Below are 19,069 nucleotides of genomic sequence, written 5' to 3' on the forward strand. Positions count from 1 at the left end.
GGCGGGACGGCGGGGCTTCTCAGATCGTGTAGTCGAAGGCCGTATAGGCCATCTCGGCCAGGATCTCGTCGGCGCTGCGCGGCGAGGCGGCGCCCTGGTCCATCCGGACCGGCCGGGCCGGCACGCCCGCCACGGTGGTGCGCGGCGGCACGGGCGCCAGCACCACCGAGCCGGCGGCGATGCGGGCATCCTCGCCGACCTCGATATTGCCCAGGATCTTCGCCCCCGCGCCGATGATGACGCCGCGCCGGATCTTGGGATGCCGGTCCCCCGCCTCCTTGCCGGTGCCGCCCAGCGTCACGCCCTGCAGCAGCGAGACATCGTCGCCGATCTCCGCCGTCTCGCCGATCACGAGCCCGGTCGCGTGGTCGAGCAGGATGCCCCGGCCGATCCGGGCGGCCGGGTGGATATCGGCCTGGAACACCTCCGAGGCGCGGCTTTGCAGGTAGAGGGCGAGATCCCGCTCCCCCTGCTTCCAGAGCCAGTGGTTCAGCCGGTGCAGCTGGATGGCGTGAAATCCCTTGAAGTACAGGAAGGGCTCGATCAGCCGCTCGCAGGCCGGGTCGCGCTCGAAGACGGCGGCGATATCCGCCTTCAGCCCCAGCACCAGCGCGGCATCGGCCCGGCTGGCCTGCTGGAAGGCCTGGAAGATGATGGAATGCGAGATGGTGTCGTTGCGCAACCGGGCGGCGATGCGGTGGAACGCCGCGGTGGGGAAGTCGGGCTGGTTCAGGATCGATTCCAGGAAGAGCGGCGCCAGGGTCGGCGATGCGGTCTGGGCGGCCTCCGCCTCGCGGCGCAGCTGGTGCCACAGCGCGTCGGTCAGCTCCGCCTGCGTCGAGACCAGGGACAGGTGATGCGGCGCGGATCGCGACAAGGGATCTCTCCATCGGAGCCTTCGGCCACCGGATATGCGGTGGGTCGGCGGGCGGCGGGAGGGGCGACACGAAATCTTCAGCCCCGCGATCCCCCGCCCGTCCCCTGCGGGCCCGTCGCGGGGCGGGGGGCTTGGCCGCCACGGCCCCGCTCCGATAGGTTGGCGGGACAAGGCCGGCCCCGCGCCGAGCTGGGTCAAACCACCAGGCCAAACACTGAGGAGATGACGAGAATGCCATTGCCCCCCGCCCTCGAGGGCCGCCTCGCGCTCCCCATCGTCGCCGCGCCGATGTTCCTGGTCTCCGGGCCGGATCTGGTGGTCGAGACCTGCCGCGCCGGGGTGCTGGGCACCTTTCCCTCGCTGAACCAGCGCAGCAGCGAGGCCTATGGCGACTGGCTGGACGAGATCGCCGGGCGGCTGGAGGGCCAGCCCGGCGCCGCGCCCTTCGGCGTGAACCTGATCGTCAACCGTTCCAACACCCGGCTGGATGCCGATCTGGCGCGGACGGTGGAGCACCGCGTGCCCCTGGTCATCACCTCGCTCGGTGCGGTGAAGGAGCTGGTGGATGCGGTCCATGCCTATGGCGGGCTGGTCTTCCACGATGTCGTCAACCTGCGCCACGCCGCCAAGGCGGCGGAGGCCGGGGTGGATGGGCTGATCGCCGTCAGCGCCGGGGCCGGCGGCCATGCCGGCCAGCTCAGCCCCTTCGCCTTCCTGGCCGAGCTGCGGCAGATCTTCCAGGGAACCCTGTTGCTCTCGGGCGCCATGAGCACGGGCGCGCATGTCGCCGCCGCGCGGCTGATGGGGGCGGACCTGGCCTATCTCGGCACCCGCTTCATCGCCACGCAGGAGAGCATGGGCCCGCCGGACTACAAGGCCATGCTGCTGGAGGCCAAGGCCCGGGACGTCATCTACACCCCGGCGATCAGCGGCGTGAACGCCAATTTCCTGCGCCAGAGCCTGGTCGCCGCCGGGCTCGATCCGGAGAACCTGCCGCCGCGGCCGGAGAAGCACACCGATGCCGAGCACCGACCCTGGAAGAACATCTGGTCGGCCGGGCACGGCGTCGGCAGCATCGAGGACGTGCCGACCGTGGCCGAGCTCTGCGGCCGGCTGGGGCAGGAATATCGCGAGGCCCTGCGCGCGCTCTCCCGCGAGGCCGAGGGCTGATCCGGGCCGGCGGGGCAGGGCAATTCCTGCACCGCCGGCCGCCCTGCCATGCGGCGGGGTCGCCTTGCGGGCGGGCCTCACAGGCAGGAGAGTGTTCCCGCCGCCGGCGCCCGCCTTCCTGCCCTGGCCCTCGCGCCTGGCGGCCCCTGCCGGCCACCGAGGAAACCTGTCCATGACGCATTCCGCCTTCCGATCCGCGCAGCCCGGCCAGGGGGGCTGCTGCCGGTGATGCTGCCGCTTCGCGCCGCTCGCCTGGAGGAGATGCTGCGGGAGGAGGCTCCCTACGGTGACATCACCACCCTGGGCCTCGGCATCGGGGACGCGGTGGGGCAGGTGCAGCTCTGCGCCGGCCGGACCATGACGCTGTGCTGCTCGGAGGAGGCGGAACGGCTCTTCCTGCTGGCGGGCTGCAGCGCCGTGCACCGTGTCGCCGCCTCCGGCGCCCTGCTGGATCAGGGCGGCCCGATCCTGACCGCGACCGGACCGGCCGCCGCGCTGCATCAGGCCACCAGGGTGGCGCAGGCGCTGATGGCGACCACCTCCGGCATCGCCACGCAGGCCGCCCGCATTCGCGCCGTCGCGCGCCGGGAGAAGCCGGGCATCGCGGTCGCCTGCCCGCGGGAGCATCTGCCCGGCGCCAGGGACGTGATGCTCCGCGCCATCGCCGCCGGCGGCTGCGTGCCGCACCGCCTCGGCCTGTCGGACAGCATCCTGGTCGGCGCCCCGCACCGCGCCTTCCTGGGCCGCGAGCCCGCCTATCGCTGGGTGGCGCGCCTGCGCGCGGCGCAGCCGGAGCGCAGCATCGCCGTGGAGGCCGGGACGGTGGACGAGGCGGTGCTGCTGGCCCATGCCGGCGTCGACATCGTGCAATGTGGCGGGCTGAGCCCGGCCCAGCTGGCGGAGGTGACACGCGCCCTCGCCGATCACCCCCGGCGCCCGGTCATCGCCGCGGCGGGGGGCGTGACCGAGGGGAATGCCGCCGACTATGCGCGCGCCGACGCCGACCTGCTGATCACCGCCTCGCCCTACAGCGCCCCGCCGCTGGAGATCACGGCGAGGATGGAGCGCCTCTGACGCCTCCGCGACGGCGCACCATAAGCCTTGCGTTGTCCTCCGCCTTTCTCATGTAATCCGGAATGAACCTTCCGGGGTCGCTGCGACAGGGGGCACGGGCATGAAGCGGGTGACGCTGGACGCCGTGCTGGATGTGGCCGGGTTATGGCAGGAAGCGGCCTGCGACGAGAGCAGGCTGGGCGCCGCGCTTCATGAACTGCGCCAGCTCTTCGGCGGCACCACCGCGTGCCTGGGCCGCCTCGGCCACCCTCCGGAGGCGCAGGACGTCTTCGGCGTCGGTCACACCGAGGGCTATCTGCGCAGCTATGCCGAGCACTACTGGCGCGGCAATCTCGTCTGGCAGGCAGCGAGGCCATTGGCCCCCGGCTCCATCTACTGCGACCAGAAGCTGCTCGGACCCGCCGGCCTGCACGACAGCGCGTTCTGGAACGAGTGGATGCGGCCACAGGACATGTATGCCTCGATCGGCTGCCGCATCGACGGGCCGGGCGATGGCTGGGCGATCCATGTCGAGCGGGGCCGCACCCGCCCGGCCTTCGATGCCGAGGACTACCGGCTGATGCGGAAGCTGATGCCGTTCATCCGCGCCGGCCTGGGGCAGCGCGACCGGTTCGGCGGGCTTCGCCTCCCGCGGGAAGGCATCGTGGACGGGCTCGATCTGCTGGACATCGCCATCTACGAGGTTGGCGCCGATGGCCAGGTGCTGCGCGCCAACCGGGCGGGGGAGATGCTGCTGGCCCGCATCGGCGCGGCGCGGCACCACGGCATCTCCGCCCTCGGGCTTGGCAACGGGGCGGTGGTGGCGCGGCTGCGCCAGTATGTGCAGCAGGCCTGCCTCGGCACCGAGCTGGAGCGGCGGGGCGGCTTCCTGGCCACCGTCGCGGGCCGGTCGGCCGTGCCGCTCAGCCTCCAGGTCAGCCCGCTCTCGGCTGAGGGGCGGCAGGCGCCCCGCGCGCTGGTCGTCGCCAAGGAGGTGATGACGCGGCAGGAGCTGGGGGCGCAACTGCCGGCCCTGTTCGGCCTGACGCCGGCCGAGGTCCGGGTGGCGTCGGGCATGCTCGCCGGCCTGACGGCGGCTGAGATCGCCGCCATGCAGGGTCTTCGCATCACCACCGTGCGGACGCATCAGGCGCGGATCTTCCAGAAGACGGAGACCCGCCATCAGGCCGCCTGCGTGGCGCGGATGCAGGCCGCGCTGCTGCCCGTGCTGAGCTGAGCCCTATTCCTGATACCAGGTGCGGCCATCGCGCTCGATCAGGGCGATGGCGGCGGTCGGACCCCAGCTGCCGGCCGGATAGGGGCGGGGCGGCTGTGGTGTCGAGGCCCAGGCGCGCAGCAGCGGCTCGACCCAGGTCCAGGCCGTCTCCACCTCGTCGCGGCGCATGAACAGCGTGGCATTGCCGCGCACCACATCCATCAGCAGCCGCTCATAGGCGTCCGGGAAACTCTGGCCGAAGGTCTTCTCGAAGGAGATGTCGAGCCCGGTGGGGCGGAGATGCAGCCCGCCCGGCCCCGGCTCCTTGGTCATCATCTCGAGCCGCATCCCCTCCGCCGGCTGCAGGCGGATCAGCAGGCGGTTGGGCTCGGTGATGCTGGCCTCCGCTGGGAACAGCGTGAAGGGCGGCGTGCGGAACTGCACGACGATCTCGGAGACCTTGCACGGTAGGCGCTTGCCGGTGCGCAGGTAGAAGGGCACGCCGGCCCAGCGCCAGTTGTTGATCTGCAGCTTCATGGCGACGAAGCTTTCCGTCGTGCTGGTCGGCTCGCCCAGATCCTGCAGATAGCCCGGCACCGGTTGCCCGCCGACGGCGCCGGCCGTGTACTGGCCGCGGACCGCGAAGCCCGGCGCCTCCAGCGGCGTGATCGGGCGCAGCGCGCGCAGCACCTTCAGCTTCTCGTCGCGCACCGCGTCGGCGTCGAGCGAGACCGGGCTCTCCATGGCCAGCAGGCACAGCAGCTGCAGCATGTGGTTCTGCAGCATGTCGCGCAGCGCGCCCGAGCGGTCGTAATAGCCGCCGCGCCCCTCGACACCGACCGTCTCTGCCACGGTGATCTGCACATGGTCGATGACGTCGGCATTCCACAGCCGTTCGAAGATCGTGTTGGCGAAGCGCAGCGCCAGCAGGTTCTGCACCGTCTCCTTGCCGAGGTAGTGGTCGATGCGGAAGAGCTGCGCCTCCGGCACCACGGCGCCGACCGCGTCGTTGATGGCGCGGGCGGAGGCGAGGTCATGCCCGATCGGCTTCTCGAGCACGACCCGGGCCTGGGGCGAGATCAGCCCATGCTCGGCCAGGTTGCGGCAGATCGGACCATAGAGCTCGGGCGAGGTGGCCAGGTAGAAGGGCCGTACATGCTCCGGCCGCTCGGCCAGCAGGGCGGCGAGGCGGTCCCAGCCCGCCTCGCCGGCGCCGTCGATGCGCAGATAGCGCAGCAGGGCGAGGAAACGGCGCAGCTCCTCCTCCTGCTCCACCGTCTCCACCGCGACATGGCGCCGCAGCGCCGCCTCGGCCTGCCGGCGGTAGGCGTCCTCCTCCAGCTCGGTCCGCGCCGCGGCGAGGATGCGGCAGGCCTCGTCGAACTGCCGGTCGCGGAAGCGATGGAACAGCGCCGGCAGCAGCTTGCGCATGGTCAGGTCTCCGGTGGCACCGAAGATCACGCAGTCGAAGGTCGGAACGGGTAGAATCTGGGCCATGCATCCCTGCTCGCGGAGGAAGTGTCGTGGCGGACCGGTCTTGCGCTCTCCGGCCGCGGCGCGCCGGGGCCCAGTCTAGGCCGGGCCTTCGCGCCTGCACAAAGGGCATATGCCGGGCCGGAGTCCCCGCAGAGGAGCCTTCAGCGCGGAGGCGGTCCGGCCTCGTCGCCGATGCGGTCGCGCAGCGTCACTTCCGGCAGGCCGAGCACCAGCAGGAAGGCGGCCGTCATGACGGCGCCGCTGAGCAGGAAGCAACCGGTCAGCGCGGCGCGATAGGCATCGGCCATGGCGGCCTGCTGGGCCGGCGTGAAGCGCGCCAGCGCCTCCACGCCATGCGCCGTGACCTGGGCCACCTCGGCCGGATCGAGCCCGGCGAAGGCGTTCTGCAGCCGCGAGGTCATGATGGTCCCGGAGGCGGCGACACCGAGCGCGCCGCCAAGCGAGCGCAGGAAGGTCATGGCGCCGGTCGCGGCACCCAGCTCCCGGTGCGCCACGGCGTTCTGCACGGCGGTCGTCAGGTTGGGCATGCCCATGCCCATGCCGAGGCCGAGCAGCCCCATCGAGACCAGGAAGACCATGGGCGGGGCGGCGAACCAGGCGAAGAGCGCCAGGCTGGCCAGTGCCAGGGCCTCCAGCCCCAGCCCGGCGAGCAGGAACAGCTTGTTGCGCCCGAGCTTCGAGACGATACGGCCGCCGACGACCGAGCTGAGCACCATGCCGACCACCTGCGGCAGCATCATCGCGCCGGCATGGGCGGGGTCCATGCCGAGCACCAGCTGGAAGTAGAGCGGCAGGAAGACGGTGGAGCCGAGCATGGCGAAGGTCATCATGCCGCCGACCACCACGCCGCGGGCGAAGACCGGGTTGCGGAACAGCGGCAGGCGGATCAGCGGCTCCGGCGCCCGCAGCTCGCGCCAGGCGAAGAGGGCATAGAGGGTCACGGACAGCGCCGCCATGCCGAGGGCGGGCCAGGACGCCCAGGGGAACTCGCTGCCGCCCCAGGCCAGCAGCAGCAGCAGGGCGGTGGTGGCGCCCGCCAGCAGGGCCGCCCCGGGGATGTCCACCGGCCGCCGGTTCGGCGGCGTCGTGGAGCGCGGCAGGCCGAGGCCGATCATCACCAGGGCCAGCAGGCCGATCGGCAGGTTGACGTAGAACACCCACCGCCAGGACAGGGCCGATGTGATGATGCCGCCGAGCAGCGGCCCGGCGACGCTGGCCAGGGCGAAGGTGCCGGTGAAGAGACCCTGGTAGCGCGGCCGCTCGCGCGGCGAGACGACATCGCCGATGGCGGCCTGGGAGAGGGTCAGCAGCCCGCCCGCGCCGATGCCCTGGATGGCGCGGAAGGCGATGAGCTGGCCCATGGACTGCGCCACGCCGCAGAGCAGCGAGCCGCCCAGGAAGATCAGGATGGCCAGGAAGAAGAGGGTGCGGCGGCCGAAGGTGTCGGAGAGCTTGCCGTAGAGCGGCGTGGTGGTGGTCGAGGTCAGCATGAAGGCGGTGACCACCCAGGAGAGATGCGCCATGCCGCCCAGCTCCCCTACCATGCGCGGCAGGGCGGTGTTGACGATGTTCTGGTCGAGCGCCGCCAGGATCATCGTCAGCAGCGCCCCGGCCAGGACGATGCGGAGCTGCCGCTTCGGCGCGGTGCCGGCGGGGGGCGCCGGCGGATTCGCCGCCGGGGTGGGTTGGTCGTTCATGCGGCTCCGGCCTGTGCTGGCATCTCGCGCCGGGCCGAGGGCAGGCCGGCGGGCCGGCCTTTCTGGGCCGGCCGCCCCCCCGGTGTCAAAGCGCCCCCCGGCCGCTCAACCGCCGCGGGCGGCGCCCTGCGGGTTCTCCAGCAGGAAATCGAAGTCGCAGCCCTGATCGGCCAGCAGCACCTCGCGCCGGTAGAGGCTGGCATAGCCGCGCTTGGCCTGGGCGGTGACGGGCGGCGTCTCGGCCCGGCGCCGCTCCAGCTCGGCCGCCTCGACCATCAGATCGAGGCGCCGCTCCCGCACCGAGACACGGATGCGGTCCCCGTCCCGCACCAGGCCGAGCGGCCCGCCGGACGCGGCGTCCGGCGTCACGTGGAGCACGATGGTGCCATAGGCGGTGCCGCTCATCCGCGCGTCGGAAATGCGCAGCATGTCCTTCACCCCGGCGCGCGCCAGCTTCTGCGGGATCGGCAGGTAGCCGGCCTCGGGCATGCCGGAGGGGCTGAGCGGGCCGGCGTTCTGCAGCACCAGCGCATCGTCCGGGCGCACGTCGAGGTCGGGATCGTCGATCCGCGCCGCCAGGTCCTCCAGCGAGCTGAAGACCACCGCCCGCGCCTCGGTCTCGAACAGCTTCGGGTCGGCGGCGGCGCGCTTCAGGATGGCGCCGCGCGGCGCCAGCGAGCCGAACAGGGCCACCAGCCCGCCCTGCGGCTGCAGCGGCTCGGCCAGGGGGCGCACCACGGCATGATCCACATGGCCGGGGCCGCCCTCCAGCCGCTGGCCCAGCGTCTCGCCGCTGACGGTCAGGCAGTCGAGGTGCAGCAGCGGCTTCAGCTCGCGCAGCACGGCGCCGATGCCGCCTGCCGCGTGCAGGTCCTCCATGTAGAAGGGGCCGGTCGGCTTCAGGTCCACCAGGACGGGGGTGGTGTCGGACAGCTCGTTGAGCCGGTGCAGGTCCACGGGGATGCCGGCGCGGCCGGCGATGGCGGTCAGGTGGATGATGGCATTGGTCGAGCCGCCGATGGCCAGCAGCACGCGCAGCGCGTTCTCCACCGATTTCGGGGTGATGATGTCGCGGATGGTGGTGCCGGCGCGGGCCAGCGCCAGGGCGGCGGCGCCCGAGGCCTCGGCGGCGCGGATGCGGTCGGCATGCACGGCCGGGATGGCGGCGGTGCCGGGCAGGATGATGCCCAGCGCCTCGGCCAGCGAGGCCATGGTGCTGGCCGTGCCCATCACCGCGCAGGTGCCGGCGGTGGTGGCGAGATTGCCCTCCACCTCCTCGATGGTGGCGTCGTCGATCTCGCCGGCGCGGTACTTGGCCCAGAAGCGGCGGCAATCGGTGCAGGCCCCGAGTCGCTCGCCCCGCCAGCGGCTGGTCATCATCGGGCCGGTCACCACCTGCACCGTCGGCAGGCCGGCGGAGAGCGCGCCCATGAGCTGGGCGGGCACCGTCTTGTCGCAGCCGCCAACCAGCACGACGGCATCCATCGGCTGGCCGCGGATCATCTCCTCGGTGTCCATCGCCATCAGGTTGCGGAAGAACAGGCTGGTCGGGTTGAGGAAGACCTCGCCGAGCGAGATGGTGGGGAATTCCAGCGGCAGGCCACCCGCCGCCAGCACGCCGCGCTTCACCGCCGTCACAAGCTCGGGCACGCCGCGGTGGCAGTTGTTGAACTCGCTGTAGGTGCTGGCGATGCCGACCACGGGCTTCCTCAGCAGATCGGTCGAATAGCCCATGGCGCGGGCCATCGAGAGGCGGAGGTAGCGGGCGAAATCGCGGTCGCCATAGTTGGTGAGGCCACGGGACAGGCCGTGCGGGGTGTCGTCGCTCATGATGCTGGACTTCGCGGGGTTGGGCGCCAGGGAGCGCCGGGTGGAGGGGAAGGGCGCCGGCTCAGGGACCGCCGCCATAGGCGCGGAGATAGGCGGCCTGCGAGGGCTGGAGATGCGCGCGGGTGAGGGCGATGAGGGTCTCGCCATCGCCGGCGCGCAGCGCCGCGATCATGGCGTGGTGCTCCCGCCGCGCGGCCTCCCGCGCCTCGGGCGAGATCGAGGCGAGGAAGCGGATGCCATGGGCGCGCTGCGCGGCCGCCTCGATCGCCGTCGCCAGGAAGGCATTGCCGCAACAGTCGTTGATGCGGCGGTGGAAGGCCTGGTTGGCCCGGAACAGGGCGGCCAGATCGGCCGCGCCGGCGGCGCGATCGTGCTCCCGCTGCAGGGTCTCGATGGCGGCGAGGTCGGCGGCGGGCAGGGGGCGGGGGATCAGCCGCGCCGCCTCGCATTCCAGCAGCTCCCGCAGGTTGTAGAGCTGCCGCACATCCTGCGGCGCGTAGCTCCGCACCAGGGCGCCGCGATGCGGGATGCGCTCGACCAGCCCGATGCGCTCCAGCTCCGTCAGGGCCAGCCGGATGACGTGGCGGGTGGCGCCGAAGCGCTGGATCAGCTCCTCCTCCACCAGCCTTTCGCGCGGGTGCAGGCGGCCGAGGACGATGTCCTCCTCCAGGGTCCTGGCGAGCAGGCGGGGGGTCGGGGCGGCCTCGGCCCTGGCGCTGACGGTGTCCGGCATAGAGGGTTTCCACGTCCCCCCGGCGGGGGCCGGGAGCTTGATCGACAAGATTATCGACAATTTTAGCCCTGGCTAGCCCGGCCGACTCCGCAACCGGTCCGCACCGCGCAATTTACAGTCAGATGAGAGCGCCTATTAATAATCCGTGACACCCGAGGCGCCGCCGGCGATGGCTTCCGCCGGACCCGGCCCGAGGGCAAGGGCAAGAACCCCGGCGGCCAGCCGGGCGGCCGCAGCGCCGTCCGGCACGATCAGAGGATGACATCAGTGCAGCACTCCCCGACCCAGACCGCCCGGCCCGGCGAGCCCGCCCAGACCTTCGGCACCGCGGGCATGGCGCCCATGGAGCGGCCCAGCGCCCTCACGCGGATGTTCATGGGCATCGTCGCCTGGGCGGAGCGGCTGAACCTGCGCCATTCCAAGGTCGGCAACCCGCCCGTCTACGACAACGCGACCTTCCCCTGGGCGGCCGAGATCGAGCGCGAATGGCCGCTGATCCGGAAGGAGCTGGAGAAGGTGCTGGAGCGGCGGGAGGATCTGCCGAATTTCCACGACATCGCGACGGACGTGAAGACGATCAGCACCGACAACCGCTGGAAGACCTTCTTCCTGACCGGTTACGGCGTCACCTCCGAGCGCAACACCAGGACCTGTCCCGAGACCTGGCGGATCGTGCGGAAGATCCCCGGCCTGCAGACGGCGATGTTCTCCATCTTCGAGCCGGGCAAGCACCTGCCGGCGCATCGCGGCCCCTACAACGGCGTGCTGCGGCTGCATCTCGGCCTGATCGTGCCGCAGGCGGAGGAGGGCCAGCTCGCCATCCGTGTCGACAAGCAGGTCTGCCACTGGCAGGAAGGCAAGGCGCTGATCTTCGACGACGCCTATGAGCACGAGGCCTGGAACCACACCGACAAGGTCCGCGTCGTGCTGTTCGTCGATTTCGTCAAGCCGCTCGGCTTCCCGGCGCGGCTGGTCAACTGGGCCCTGCTCAACCTCGCCATCTTCACGCCCTTCATCCGCGAGGGTGCCGACAACCACAAGGACTGGGAGAAGAAGTTCTACGCCCAGGCCGAGGCCCTGCGGAACCGTCCCCAGGCCTGAGGCGGGCGGATCATTGCGCGGCCAGGGGGCCTCCTCTATGCCCTCGGGCCCCGCGGCCCGCCACCTCCGAGGAGAGTCCCATGCGCGCCTGTTTCGTCGATGCCGGTGAGGCGCTGGGCGCGGTCTTCCGCCGCCTGCGCCGGGACGCCGATCCGGAGGTGACGATCAACCTGCAGCCGGACATCACGCCGGACGCGCTGCCGGGCGTGCTGGCCGGCCACGAGATCGCCATCATCGACCACACCGCCCTGCCGACCGACATCGCGCGGCAGGTGCCGGGCCTGCGGCATGTCGTCTTCCTCGGCACGGGGGCGCGCTCCTACATGAACCCCGAGGCGCTGAAGGCCGAGTGCGGCATCGCGGTGCACATCATCAAGGGCTATGGCGACACCGCCGTGGCCGAGATGGCCTTCACGCTGATGTGGACCGCCGCCAAGGGCATCGCCGGCATGGACCGGGGCATGCGCGCCGGGCGCTGGCTGCGCACCGACGGCCTGGAGCTGACCGGCAAGACCGTCGGCCTGCTCGGCTTCGGCGGCATCGCCGCCGAGATGGCGCGGCTCTGTCGTGGCGCCGGCATGACGGTGCTCGCCTGGAACCGGACGCCCAAAAGCGCCGAGGGCGTCGAGTTCGTCGGGCTCGACCGGCTGCTGGCCGAGAGCCATGTGCTTTCCGTGCATCTGCTGCTGAATGACGAGACGCGCGGCTTCCTCTCCGCCGAGCGCCTGGCCCGGCTGCGGCCCGGCGCGGTGCTGGTCAACACGGCGCGCGGCGCGGTGGTGGACGAGGCGGCGATGGTCGCGGCGCTGCGCTCCGGCGCCCTGGCCCATGCCGCGCTCGACGTCTTCGACATCGAGCCGTTGCCCGCCGGCCATGTGCTGACCACGCTGGAGAACGTCACCCTCTCCGCCCATTCCGCCTTCCGCACGCCAGAGGCCGGCGACAAGCTCGTGCAGGCGGCGCTGGAGCATTGCCGGCGCATCGCCGCCGGGTCCTGAGCCCGCCCGCCGCGGTCATCCGGCGGGCTGTGCCCCCTCCGCCGGCCGCCAAGCGGCCGCCGGGGCGCCGGCGGGAAGGCTCGTCCCCGCCGTCTCCTCCAGCAGGCGGCGCAGCGCCGGCTCGTCGGTCTCCGCATAGGGGGACAGCATGGCCGCCAGGGCGGCGAGATCGGGGATCTCCCGTTCGGCCTGGCCGGCCCGGAAGACCAGCCGATCCTCCGCATGCTCGGGCGGCGGCACCCGCGTCACCTCCAGCCAGTAGCTCCGCAGCCCGGCATCCCAGCCGGCCAGGATGGTGAGGCCGTGATAGCGGGGCCGCAGCTCGGCCGCCCGCCTTGCCGGCTCGGGTCCGGGCGGGCCGGAAGCGCCAATCGTGCCGAGCCTGGTCCCCATCCCCGCCTTCCCCTGGGCCGGCCTCCCGGGGCTGGGCGGCCGCGCCGCAGCGGAGCAGAAGGCGGCCGGCCAGGCTGTGCGTCCGATCACAGTCCGGCGGCCGGGAAGGGGAGGCGCCCTGCCGCCGGCGTCACGGAGGGATCATGCCGCCCCGGCTTACCGGCCCGGCGCGGCCATTCTATATCGCCTGCATGGCCCTCAGCACACACCAGCCCTGCGACAGTCCCGAGGCCGCCGTCGCCCGGCTGACCAGCCTCTACGATGCGGCGGTGGAGGCGGAGCGCACCGCGCTGGACCGCTTCATCAGCGGCGGCGCCCCGCCCAGCCGCGCCGAGCGCGAGGCCTTCCGCTATCCCGCGCTGCGCCTCGCCTGGACCTCCGACCGCCCGCCGCCGCGCACCCGGCGCGCCTGGGGGAAGCTGCAGCAACCCGGCGTCTATGCCACCACCGTCACCCAGCCGGCGGGCTTCCATGACTACCTGCTGCAGCAGCTTGGACCCCTGATGGCGGAGTACGGCGCCACGGTGGAGGTCGGGCCGAGCAGCCAGGAAATCCCCTACCCTTACGTCCTGGAAGGCGGCGACGAGCTGGCGCGCGGCCGGGTGGGGGCCGCCGAGCTGGCGCGGCACTTCCCGGTGCCCCGCCTCTCCGCCGTGGGCGACGAGGTGGCGGACGGACTCTGGCGCCATCGGCCCGGCGCGCCGCGGCCGCTGGCGCTGTTCGATGCCGCGCGGGTCGACTACTCGCTGCGCCGGCTGGTGCACTACACCGGCACCGACTGGCGCGCCGTGCAGCCCTGGATCCTGCTGACCAACTACCAGCGCTACGTCGAGCAGTTCGTCGCCTGGGGCCTGGCCGAGCTGGCCGATCCGGCGAGCCCGCACGACCGGCTCGTGCTGCCCGGCGGCGGCACGGTGCGGCGCGGCATGGCGCCCGGCGAGGCGGCCGCGCTGGTCGCCGCCAGCCCCTGGCAGCGCTTCCAGATGCCGGCCTACCACCTGCTGCGCGCCGAGGGGGAGGGGATCAGCATCGTCAATATCGGCGTCGGCCCCTCCAACGCGAAGACCGTGACCGACCATCTCGCGGTGCTGCGGCCGCATTGCTGGCTGATGATCGGCCATTGCGGCGGTCTGCGGCCCAGCCAGGAGATCGGCGACTACGTGCTGGCCCACGGCTACCTGCGGCGCGACAAGATCCTCGACGAGCTGCTGCCGCCGGAGATTCCGGTACCCGCCCTGGCCGAGGTGCAGCTCGCCCTGCAGGATGCCGCCGCGCGCGTCACCGGCGCGGCGGGCGAGGCGCTGAAGCGCCGGCTGCGCACCGGCACGGTGGTCAGCTACGACGACCGCAACTGGGAACTGCGCTGGTCGCAGGAGCGACTGCGCATCAACCTCTCCCGCGCCATCGCCGTGGACATGGAGAGCGGCACGCTGGCGGCGCAGGGCTACCGGCTGCGCGTGCCCTATGGCACGCTGCTCTGCGTCTCGGACAAGCCGCTGCACGGCGAGATCAAGCTGCCCGGCGCGGCCACCGCCTTCTACCAGCGCGCCGTGAGCGAGCATCTGCGCATCGGCATCGAGACGCTGGGCATCCTGCGCGAGCAGCTCACGGCGCTGCATTCCCGCAAGCTGCGCGCCTTCGACGAGCCGCCCTTCCGCTGAGCCGGGTCATGGAGCCGGCGCCCCGTCCAACGGCCGTTGGACGCCCCTATCCCGGCACCGCCTCGGGCAGCAGGCGCAGCAGGTTCAGCGCGCCCTCCGGCAGCGCCCCGGCCGCCACCTCGGCCAGATGCCCGTGGTGGCTCAGCAGGATCACCTGGGTGTGGCGGCTGAGCGCCAGCAACGCGCGGAAGGCGGCGCCGGCGCGGCGGTCGTCGAAGCTCTGCAGGATGTCGTCCCCGAGGAAGGGCAGCGGCGGCGCGGCGGCGGCATGGTCCTCGATCGCCACCAGCCGGAGCGCCAGGAAGAGCTGGTCCCGCGTGCCTTCCGAAAGGCCCTCGATCGCCACTTCCTCCTCCGGATGGTCCCGGTGCCGGAGCACCAGATGCGCCACGCCGCGCGCATCCTCGCGGGAGGCCAGGACGGGGTAGGCGCCTTCGGTCAGCAGGGCGAAGGCGGCGCCGATCCGCCGCAGCAGCCGGTCGTCCCCGCTCTCGCGCAGGCGGCCCATGGCGGCGTCCAGCAGGCCCGAGGCCGCCTGCATCAGCAGCGCGTCCTCCAGGATGCGGCCGAGCTGGGCGAGGGCCGCCTGCTGCTCCTGCAGCGCCCGGGCCGGCGTGTCGTCGCCGACCAGCGCGGCCTGCTCCGCCTCGAGCTGTGCGGCGCGGTGGGCGGCCGCGGCGATGGCGCCGGCCTGCGCCTCCTGCGCCGCGCGCGCCTCGGCCAGGGCCTCCTCCAGCGGCAGCGCGCCGAAGCCCCGGGCCTCCTCGCCCAGCGCCGCCAGGCTCAGCCCGTCCCCCGCCTCCAGCAGGTCGCGCAGGGCCTCGTCACGCGCCGCCTCCTGCCGCCGGCGCTGCTCCGCCAGGGCGATGCGCTCCTCCGCCGCCCTGGCATCCTCCGTCCCCGCGGCCGCCACGATGCCCTGCAACGCCATGTCGGCCCGCTGCAGCGCCTCGCGGCAGGCGGCGCGGTTCCGGGCGGCCGTCTCCGCCTGGCCCCGCAGGGCGGCGCGGCGGGCGGCGAGGTCGCGCGCCTCGCGCAGCCGCTGGCCGAGCCGCTCGGCCCGGACGAAGGCGTCGGTGCCGTCCTCGCCGGAGGGGGTGAGGCCGGCGGTCCCGGCGGCGAAGCTGTCCAGGTCGTGCCGCAGGTCGGCCAGGCGCTGCTCCAGCGTGGCGCGCTGCCGCAGCAGGGCCGGCAGCGCCTCCATCCGGCGCAGCGCCTCCAGCGCCTGGCCCGGCGGCTCGGCGGGGTCGCGCCCGAGGCCGCCGAGGGCCTGCCGCCAGTCCTCGCGCCACAGCGCCAGGCGCGCGCCGGCCTCGGCCTCGGCCCGGCGCGCCTCGGCGAGGGCCTCGGCGGCGCGGTCGCGGCGCGCCGCGCTCGCGGCATGGCGGGCGGCGGCCTGCCGGGCATCGCGCCGCAGGGCCTCCGCCCGGTCGAGCAGGGCGCGCAGCCCGGCCTCGGCCTCGCCTGGCAGGGCCAGCGCCGTGGCGAGGCGTCGCGCGGCGGCCTGCTGCCCCGCCTGGATCTCCCGCCACGCCGCCTCCGCTTCCTCCAGCGCCAGGGCGGCGGCGAGGGCCGTCTCGCGCCGGGCCAGGAAAGCCTCCACCTCGCTGTCACCGGCCATGCCGTCGAGGCCGAGCGGCAGGACCACCGCGGCCCAGGCGGCGGCGGCCTCCTCCTCGGCCCTGGCGGCCTGTCCGGCCGTCTCCTCCGCCGCCTCCAGCGCCCTCCGCAGATCGGCGATGGCGGCATCCAGCGCCGCGGCGCGGGCAAGGCGCTCCGCTTCCTCGAGCCGGCGGTCGGCCAGCCGGTCGGCCTCCGCGACCGCGCGGGCATAGGCGAGCGGCAGCGGCTCGCCGTGGCAGAAGGCCTGCTCCTCGGCCGTCTCCGGCGCCTCTCCGGCGAAGTGGCGGCGATAGATGAGCCGCCAGCCCGCCTCGCGCCGGGCCCGCAGGCGGGCCAGGGCCTCGGCGTCCGGCAGGCCGCCCTGGCGATCCAGCGCGGCGCGGTCCTGCCGCGCGGTCCGCAGCGCGGCGGCGATCCGTCCGGCCTCCGCCCCGGCATGGCCGGCCCGCTCGCGCGCCGCCTGATGCGCCAGCGCCAGCCGGCGCAACGCCCCGGGCTCCGGCAGGGGAAGGTCGCGCAGCCGTCCGGGGTTGCGCAGCGGCGCCGGCAGCAGGGCGAGCTGGACCGCCAGCCTGGCCCGTGCCTCCTCCGCCTGTCGCGCGGCGGCGGCCAGGCGGCGGTCCGGGTCGCCCTCGGCGCCCAGCATCTCCAGCAGGGGCTCGAGCCCCTCCGGCAGGGCGGGCACGGGCTGCGCCGCCACGGCCGCCTCCTCCCGCAGTGCCGCCTCGCGGATGGCGGTCAGCGCCGCCGCGCGGGCCAGCGCCTCGGTCAGCGTGCCGTGCAGCTCGGCCAGGCGCCGGGCCTCGGCCAGCAGGGACAGGGCGGGCAGCGGCGTGGCGGCCTCGGCCGTCGCCTCGGGCAGTCCAAGGGCGCGACACTCGGCGAGCAGCGCGGCGCGGCACTCCGCCAGCTGGTGCTCCAGCCCCGGCAGGTCGCAGCGGGCGCGGGCGGCGACGCCGGAACCGGCCTGCAACGCCTCGATGGCGGCGGCCTGTTCCAGCACCGCCTGGTCCGGCGAGAGCCCTTCCAGCTCCGCCAGCACCTCGCGCTGCTGCGTCTCGGCGAGGTGCAGCGCCGCCTCGGCCCGCCGTGCCGCGTCCCGCGCGGCGGCGAGCCGGGCCGACAGATCCTCGGGCAGCAGCGGCGCCTCCGGATGCGCGGCCAACCAGGCCAGGCTCTCGGCGTGCCGCGCCAGCAGCGGCCGGATACGGCGCTGCCGCTCCAGCACATGCAGTCGCTGCGCCGCCGCGCGCTCGGCCGCGCGGGCCTCGGCCAGGGCCTGGCGGGCGGCGTCCAGCACCGCCTCACGCTCGCGCCAGGCGGCGGGGCGGATCAGGCTGTCCTGCAACTGGCGGCGGCTGTCCTTCAGCCGGTCCGCGGCCTGGTGGAAGGGGCGCTGCGCGGACCGGCGCAGCGGCGCGCAGCGGTCGCGCTCGCCTTCCAGCGCCTGGCGCAGATCGCGCGCCCGGCGCAGCCCGCCGGCGGCCTGCAGCAGCGCCTCGGCGAGGTCGCCCCCGCTGGCCAGGAGCGCCTGGCCGCCGGCGCGCAGCCGCTCGGTGTCCAGGGCGAAGAGCCGTTCGAGCAAGGCCCGGTCGGCCGTGCCGAGAAGCCGTTGCGCCAGGGCCGGCGGCAGGGGCTGGCCGTCCGCCCCGGCCAGGGTGTTGCCACGGCCCTTGCGGCGCTCCAGCACGAAGGCCGCGCCATCCGGGCCGGCGCCCTCGGCCCGCAGCTGCATGCCGCCGTAGCCGTGCCGGAAGCCCATCGGGGTCTGCGCGCCGATGCCGAAGAGGAGGTCGCCCAGCGCGCTCCGCAGCACCGACTTGCCGGCGCCGTTCGGCGCCAGGATCAGATTGACCCGGCCGGGCGCCGGATCCAGCGCCAGGACCGTGTCGCGGAAGCTGCCGTAGTGGTGCAGGGAAAGCGCGGTCAGCCGCATGCCCCCTCCTCCTCGGTCAGGCGGGCGAGCAGCAGGTCGCGCGCCTGGCGCAGCAGCTCGGGGGGAAGCTCCCCCTCGGCCAGCAGCAGGGCGGGATGGCCGGCGGGCAGGGCTTCGCGCAGGCCGGGCGCGCGGGCCAGCATCTGCGTCGCGTAGTCCTGCAGGGCCGAGGCCAGCTCCGGCGCGGTCCGCGGCGCGGCGGCGATGTCCCGCACGGCGCCGAGCAGCCGGGCCGGCGCATCGTCGCCCGCCGCCCGGGCGGCACCGGGCGCGCGGGTCGCGAGGCGCACCGCCTCGATCCAGAAGCTGTCCGCCTCGGCCGCCTCCAGCCCCGCGGAGCGCAGATGGGCGCGCAGCGCCTCCGGGTCGCGCGCCAGGGCGGAATGCGCCGCCGTGGTGCCGCCAAGCTCCAGCCGCAGGGCCAGCAGCCGGCCCTCCGCCGCCTCTACCGCCGCGCCGATGGCGTCGCGCGCGCGGTCCTGCACGGCGGCGAGGTCGGCGGCCCCGCTCAGGTCCAGCGCCAGCCGCTGCCAGCGCACCACGTCCAGCGCATGGTGCTCCACGGCGGCGACGCGCCCCTCCCGCACCGTCACCAGGCTGGCGCCCTTGGCGCCCGGCTCGTTGATGTGCCGGCCCTGGAGATTGCCCGGAAAGACGATCCACGGCGCCTCGTGCAGCACGGCGCGCTCATGCACATGGCCGAGCGCCCAGTAGTCGTAGCCATGGCCGGCGAGCTGGGCGATCGCGCAGGGAGCATAGGTCTCGTGCGCCGCGTGGCCGGCGGCGGAGCTGTGCAGCAGGCCGATGTTGAAGCGCCCGGCGAGCGGCGGCGGATAGACGAGCGCCAGGTTCTCGACCACCGCGCGCTGGGCGAAGCTCTGGCCGTGCACGGCAAGGCCGAGCTCCGGCAGCTCCAGGCTTTCCGGCCGGCGGTGCGAGAGCAGGGTGGCGCCCTCGGGCAGGCGCAGGCTGCGGGTCAGCACGCTCTCGGCATCGTGGTTGCCGCGGATGGCGACGACGCGGATGCCGGCCCGCGTCAGCCGGGCGAAGGCGGCGACCAGGGCCTGGCCGGTCCGGTAGTCCTGCCAGTCGCCGTCATAGAGGTCGCCCGCCACCAGCAGCAGGTCGACGCGCTCGCGCAGCGCCAGCCCGACCAGATTGTCCAGCGCGGCGCGGCTGGCCTCGCGGATGCGCCGGGCCGGGGCGGAGGCATCGGCGTCGAGGCCGCGCAGCGGGCTGTCGAGATGCAGGTCGGCGGCGTGCAGGAAGCGGAAGCGGGTCACC

At 73.9% G+C, this 19,069-nt stretch carries 14 protein-coding genes; 6 read left to right on the top strand and 8 right to left on the bottom strand.

The genetic code is table 11. The annotated features are described in order from the left end of the window. Positions 1-19: 19 nt before the first annotated feature. On the bottom strand, positions 20-877 hold the full coding sequence (cysE, locus tag D9598_RS12535; protein WP_198366849.1) for a serine O-acetyltransferase: 858 nt from the start codon (positions 875-877) through the stop codon (positions 20-22). A gap of 231 nt (positions 878-1,108) precedes the next feature. On the opposite strand from cysE, the gene D9598_RS12540 reads away from it, so the two are divergent. From D9598_RS12540 to D9598_RS12550, 3 genes are all read left to right on the top strand, one after another. Then, entirely contained in the window at positions 1,109-2,047 is a 939-nt protein-coding gene (locus D9598_RS12540) for a nitronate monooxygenase family protein (RefSeq protein WP_198366850.1), read from the top strand. A 228-nt stretch (positions 2,048-2,275) separates the two neighbouring features. Further along, entirely contained in the window at positions 2,276-3,121 is an 846-nt protein-coding gene (locus D9598_RS12545) for a ModD protein (protein WP_198366851.1), read from the top strand. A 100-nt stretch (positions 3,122-3,221) separates the two neighbouring features. After that, on the top strand, positions 3,222-4,337 hold the full coding sequence (locus D9598_RS12550) for a helix-turn-helix transcriptional regulator (protein ID WP_198366852.1): 1,116 nt from the start codon (positions 3,222-3,224) through the stop codon (positions 4,335-4,337). 3 nt (positions 4,338-4,340) lie between these two features. Here D9598_RS12550 and zwf read toward each other — a convergent pair whose 3' ends face one another. From zwf to D9598_RS12570, 4 genes are all read right to left on the bottom strand, one after another. Next, positions 4,341-5,813, bottom strand: a complete 1,473-nt coding sequence (zwf, locus tag D9598_RS12555; protein WP_198366853.1) for a glucose-6-phosphate dehydrogenase — start codon at positions 5,811-5,813, stop codon at positions 4,341-4,343. 140 nt (positions 5,814-5,953) lie between these two features. After that, positions 5,954-7,510 (bottom strand): MDR family MFS transporter, encoded by a 1,557-nt coding sequence (locus D9598_RS12560; protein ID WP_198366854.1) that lies wholly within the window; start codon positions 7,508-7,510, stop codon positions 5,954-5,956. Positions 7,511-7,615: 105 nt separating this feature from the next. Further along, entirely contained in the window at positions 7,616-9,340 is a 1,725-nt protein-coding gene (locus D9598_RS12565) for a dihydroxy-acid dehydratase (RefSeq protein WP_198366855.1), read from the bottom strand. A 61-nt stretch (positions 9,341-9,401) separates the two neighbouring features. Then, on the bottom strand, positions 9,402-10,073 hold the full coding sequence (locus D9598_RS12570; protein ID WP_198366856.1) for a GntR family transcriptional regulator: 672 nt from the start codon (positions 10,071-10,073) through the stop codon (positions 9,402-9,404). Between the two features lie 267 nt (positions 10,074-10,340). On the opposite strand from D9598_RS12570, the gene D9598_RS12575 reads away from it, so the two are divergent. Together D9598_RS12575 and D9598_RS12580 are read left to right on the top strand one after the other, a co-directional pair. Next, positions 10,341-11,174, top strand: a complete 834-nt coding sequence (locus D9598_RS12575) for an aspartyl/asparaginyl beta-hydroxylase domain-containing protein (protein ID WP_370592011.1) — start codon at positions 10,341-10,343, stop codon at positions 11,172-11,174. Positions 11,175-11,254: 80 nt separating this feature from the next. After that, on the top strand, positions 11,255-12,172 hold the full coding sequence (locus D9598_RS12580; RefSeq protein ID WP_198366858.1) for an NAD(P)-dependent oxidoreductase: 918 nt from the start codon (positions 11,255-11,257) through the stop codon (positions 12,170-12,172). Between the two features lie 15 nt (positions 12,173-12,187). Here D9598_RS12580 and D9598_RS12585 read toward each other — a convergent pair whose 3' ends face one another. Beyond that, positions 12,188-12,565 carry a hypothetical protein gene (locus D9598_RS12585; protein ID WP_198366859.1) on the bottom strand — a complete coding sequence of 126 codons (378 nt, stop codon included), beginning with the start codon at positions 12,563-12,565 and terminating at the stop codon, positions 12,188-12,190. Positions 12,566-12,708: 143 nt separating this feature from the next. On the opposite strand from D9598_RS12585, the gene D9598_RS12590 reads away from it, so the two are divergent. Then, the gene (locus tag D9598_RS12590; RefSeq protein ID WP_370592012.1) at positions 12,709-14,226 is read left to right on the top strand and encodes an AMP nucleosidase; all 1,518 of its coding nucleotides are present in this window, start codon (positions 12,709-12,711) and stop codon (positions 14,224-14,226) included. Positions 14,227-14,272: 46 nt separating this feature from the next. Here the strand turns inward: D9598_RS12590 and D9598_RS12595 are convergent, their stop codons facing one another. Together D9598_RS12595 and D9598_RS12600 are read right to left on the bottom strand one after the other, a co-directional pair. Further along, positions 14,273-17,785, bottom strand: a complete 3,513-nt coding sequence (locus tag D9598_RS12595; protein ID WP_198366860.1) for an AAA family ATPase — start codon at positions 17,783-17,785, stop codon at positions 14,273-14,275. Next, entirely contained in the window at positions 17,776-19,068 is a 1,293-nt protein-coding gene (locus D9598_RS12600) for a DNA repair exonuclease (RefSeq protein ID WP_198366861.1), read from the bottom strand. Before D9598_RS12600 ends, D9598_RS12595 begins: the two co-directional genes overlap by 10 nt. Position 19,069: the final 1 nt, after the last annotated feature.

Source organism: Roseomonas sp. KE0001 (genome assembly GCF_016107285.1).
In the GTDB taxonomy this organism is placed as follows: Bacteria; Pseudomonadota; Alphaproteobacteria; order Acetobacterales; family Acetobacteraceae; genus Pseudoroseomonas.

Bases quoted from the DNA above. Each gene is read 5' to 3' on its own strand.
- D9598_RS12540 (WP_198366850.1), top strand. From the start codon at position 1,109: ATGCCATTGCCCCCCGCCCTCGAGGGCCGCCTCGCGCTCCCCATCGTC.
- D9598_RS12545 (WP_198366851.1), top strand. From the start codon at position 2,276: ATGCTGCCGCTTCGCGCCGCTCGCCTGGAGGAGATGCTGCGGGAGGAG.
- D9598_RS12550 (WP_198366852.1), top strand. From the start codon at position 3,222: ATGAAGCGGGTGACGCTGGACGCCGTGCTGGATGTGGCCGGGTTATGG.
- zwf (WP_198366853.1), bottom strand. From the start codon at position 5,813: ATGGCCCAGATTCTACCCGTTCCGACCTTCGACTGCGTGATCTTCGGT.
- D9598_RS12560 (WP_198366854.1), bottom strand. From the start codon at position 7,510: ATGAACGACCAACCCACCCCGGCGGCGAATCCGCCGGCGCCCCCCGCC.
- D9598_RS12565 (WP_198366855.1), bottom strand. From the start codon at position 9,340: ATGAGCGACGACACCCCGCACGGCCTGTCCCGTGGCCTCACCAACTAT.
- D9598_RS12570 (WP_198366856.1), bottom strand. From the start codon at position 10,073: ATGCCGGACACCGTCAGCGCCAGGGCCGAGGCCGCCCCGACCCCCCGC.
- D9598_RS12580 (WP_198366858.1), top strand. From the start codon at position 11,255: ATGCGCGCCTGTTTCGTCGATGCCGGTGAGGCGCTGGGCGCGGTCTTC.
- D9598_RS12585 (WP_198366859.1), bottom strand. From the start codon at position 12,565: ATGGGGACCAGGCTCGGCACGATTGGCGCTTCCGGCCCGCCCGGACCC.
- D9598_RS12590 (WP_370592012.1), top strand. From the start codon at position 12,709: ATGCCGCCCCGGCTTACCGGCCCGGCGCGGCCATTCTATATCGCCTGC.
- D9598_RS12595 (WP_198366860.1), bottom strand. From the start codon at position 17,785: ATGCGGCTGACCGCGCTTTCCCTGCACCACTACGGCAGCTTCCGCGAC.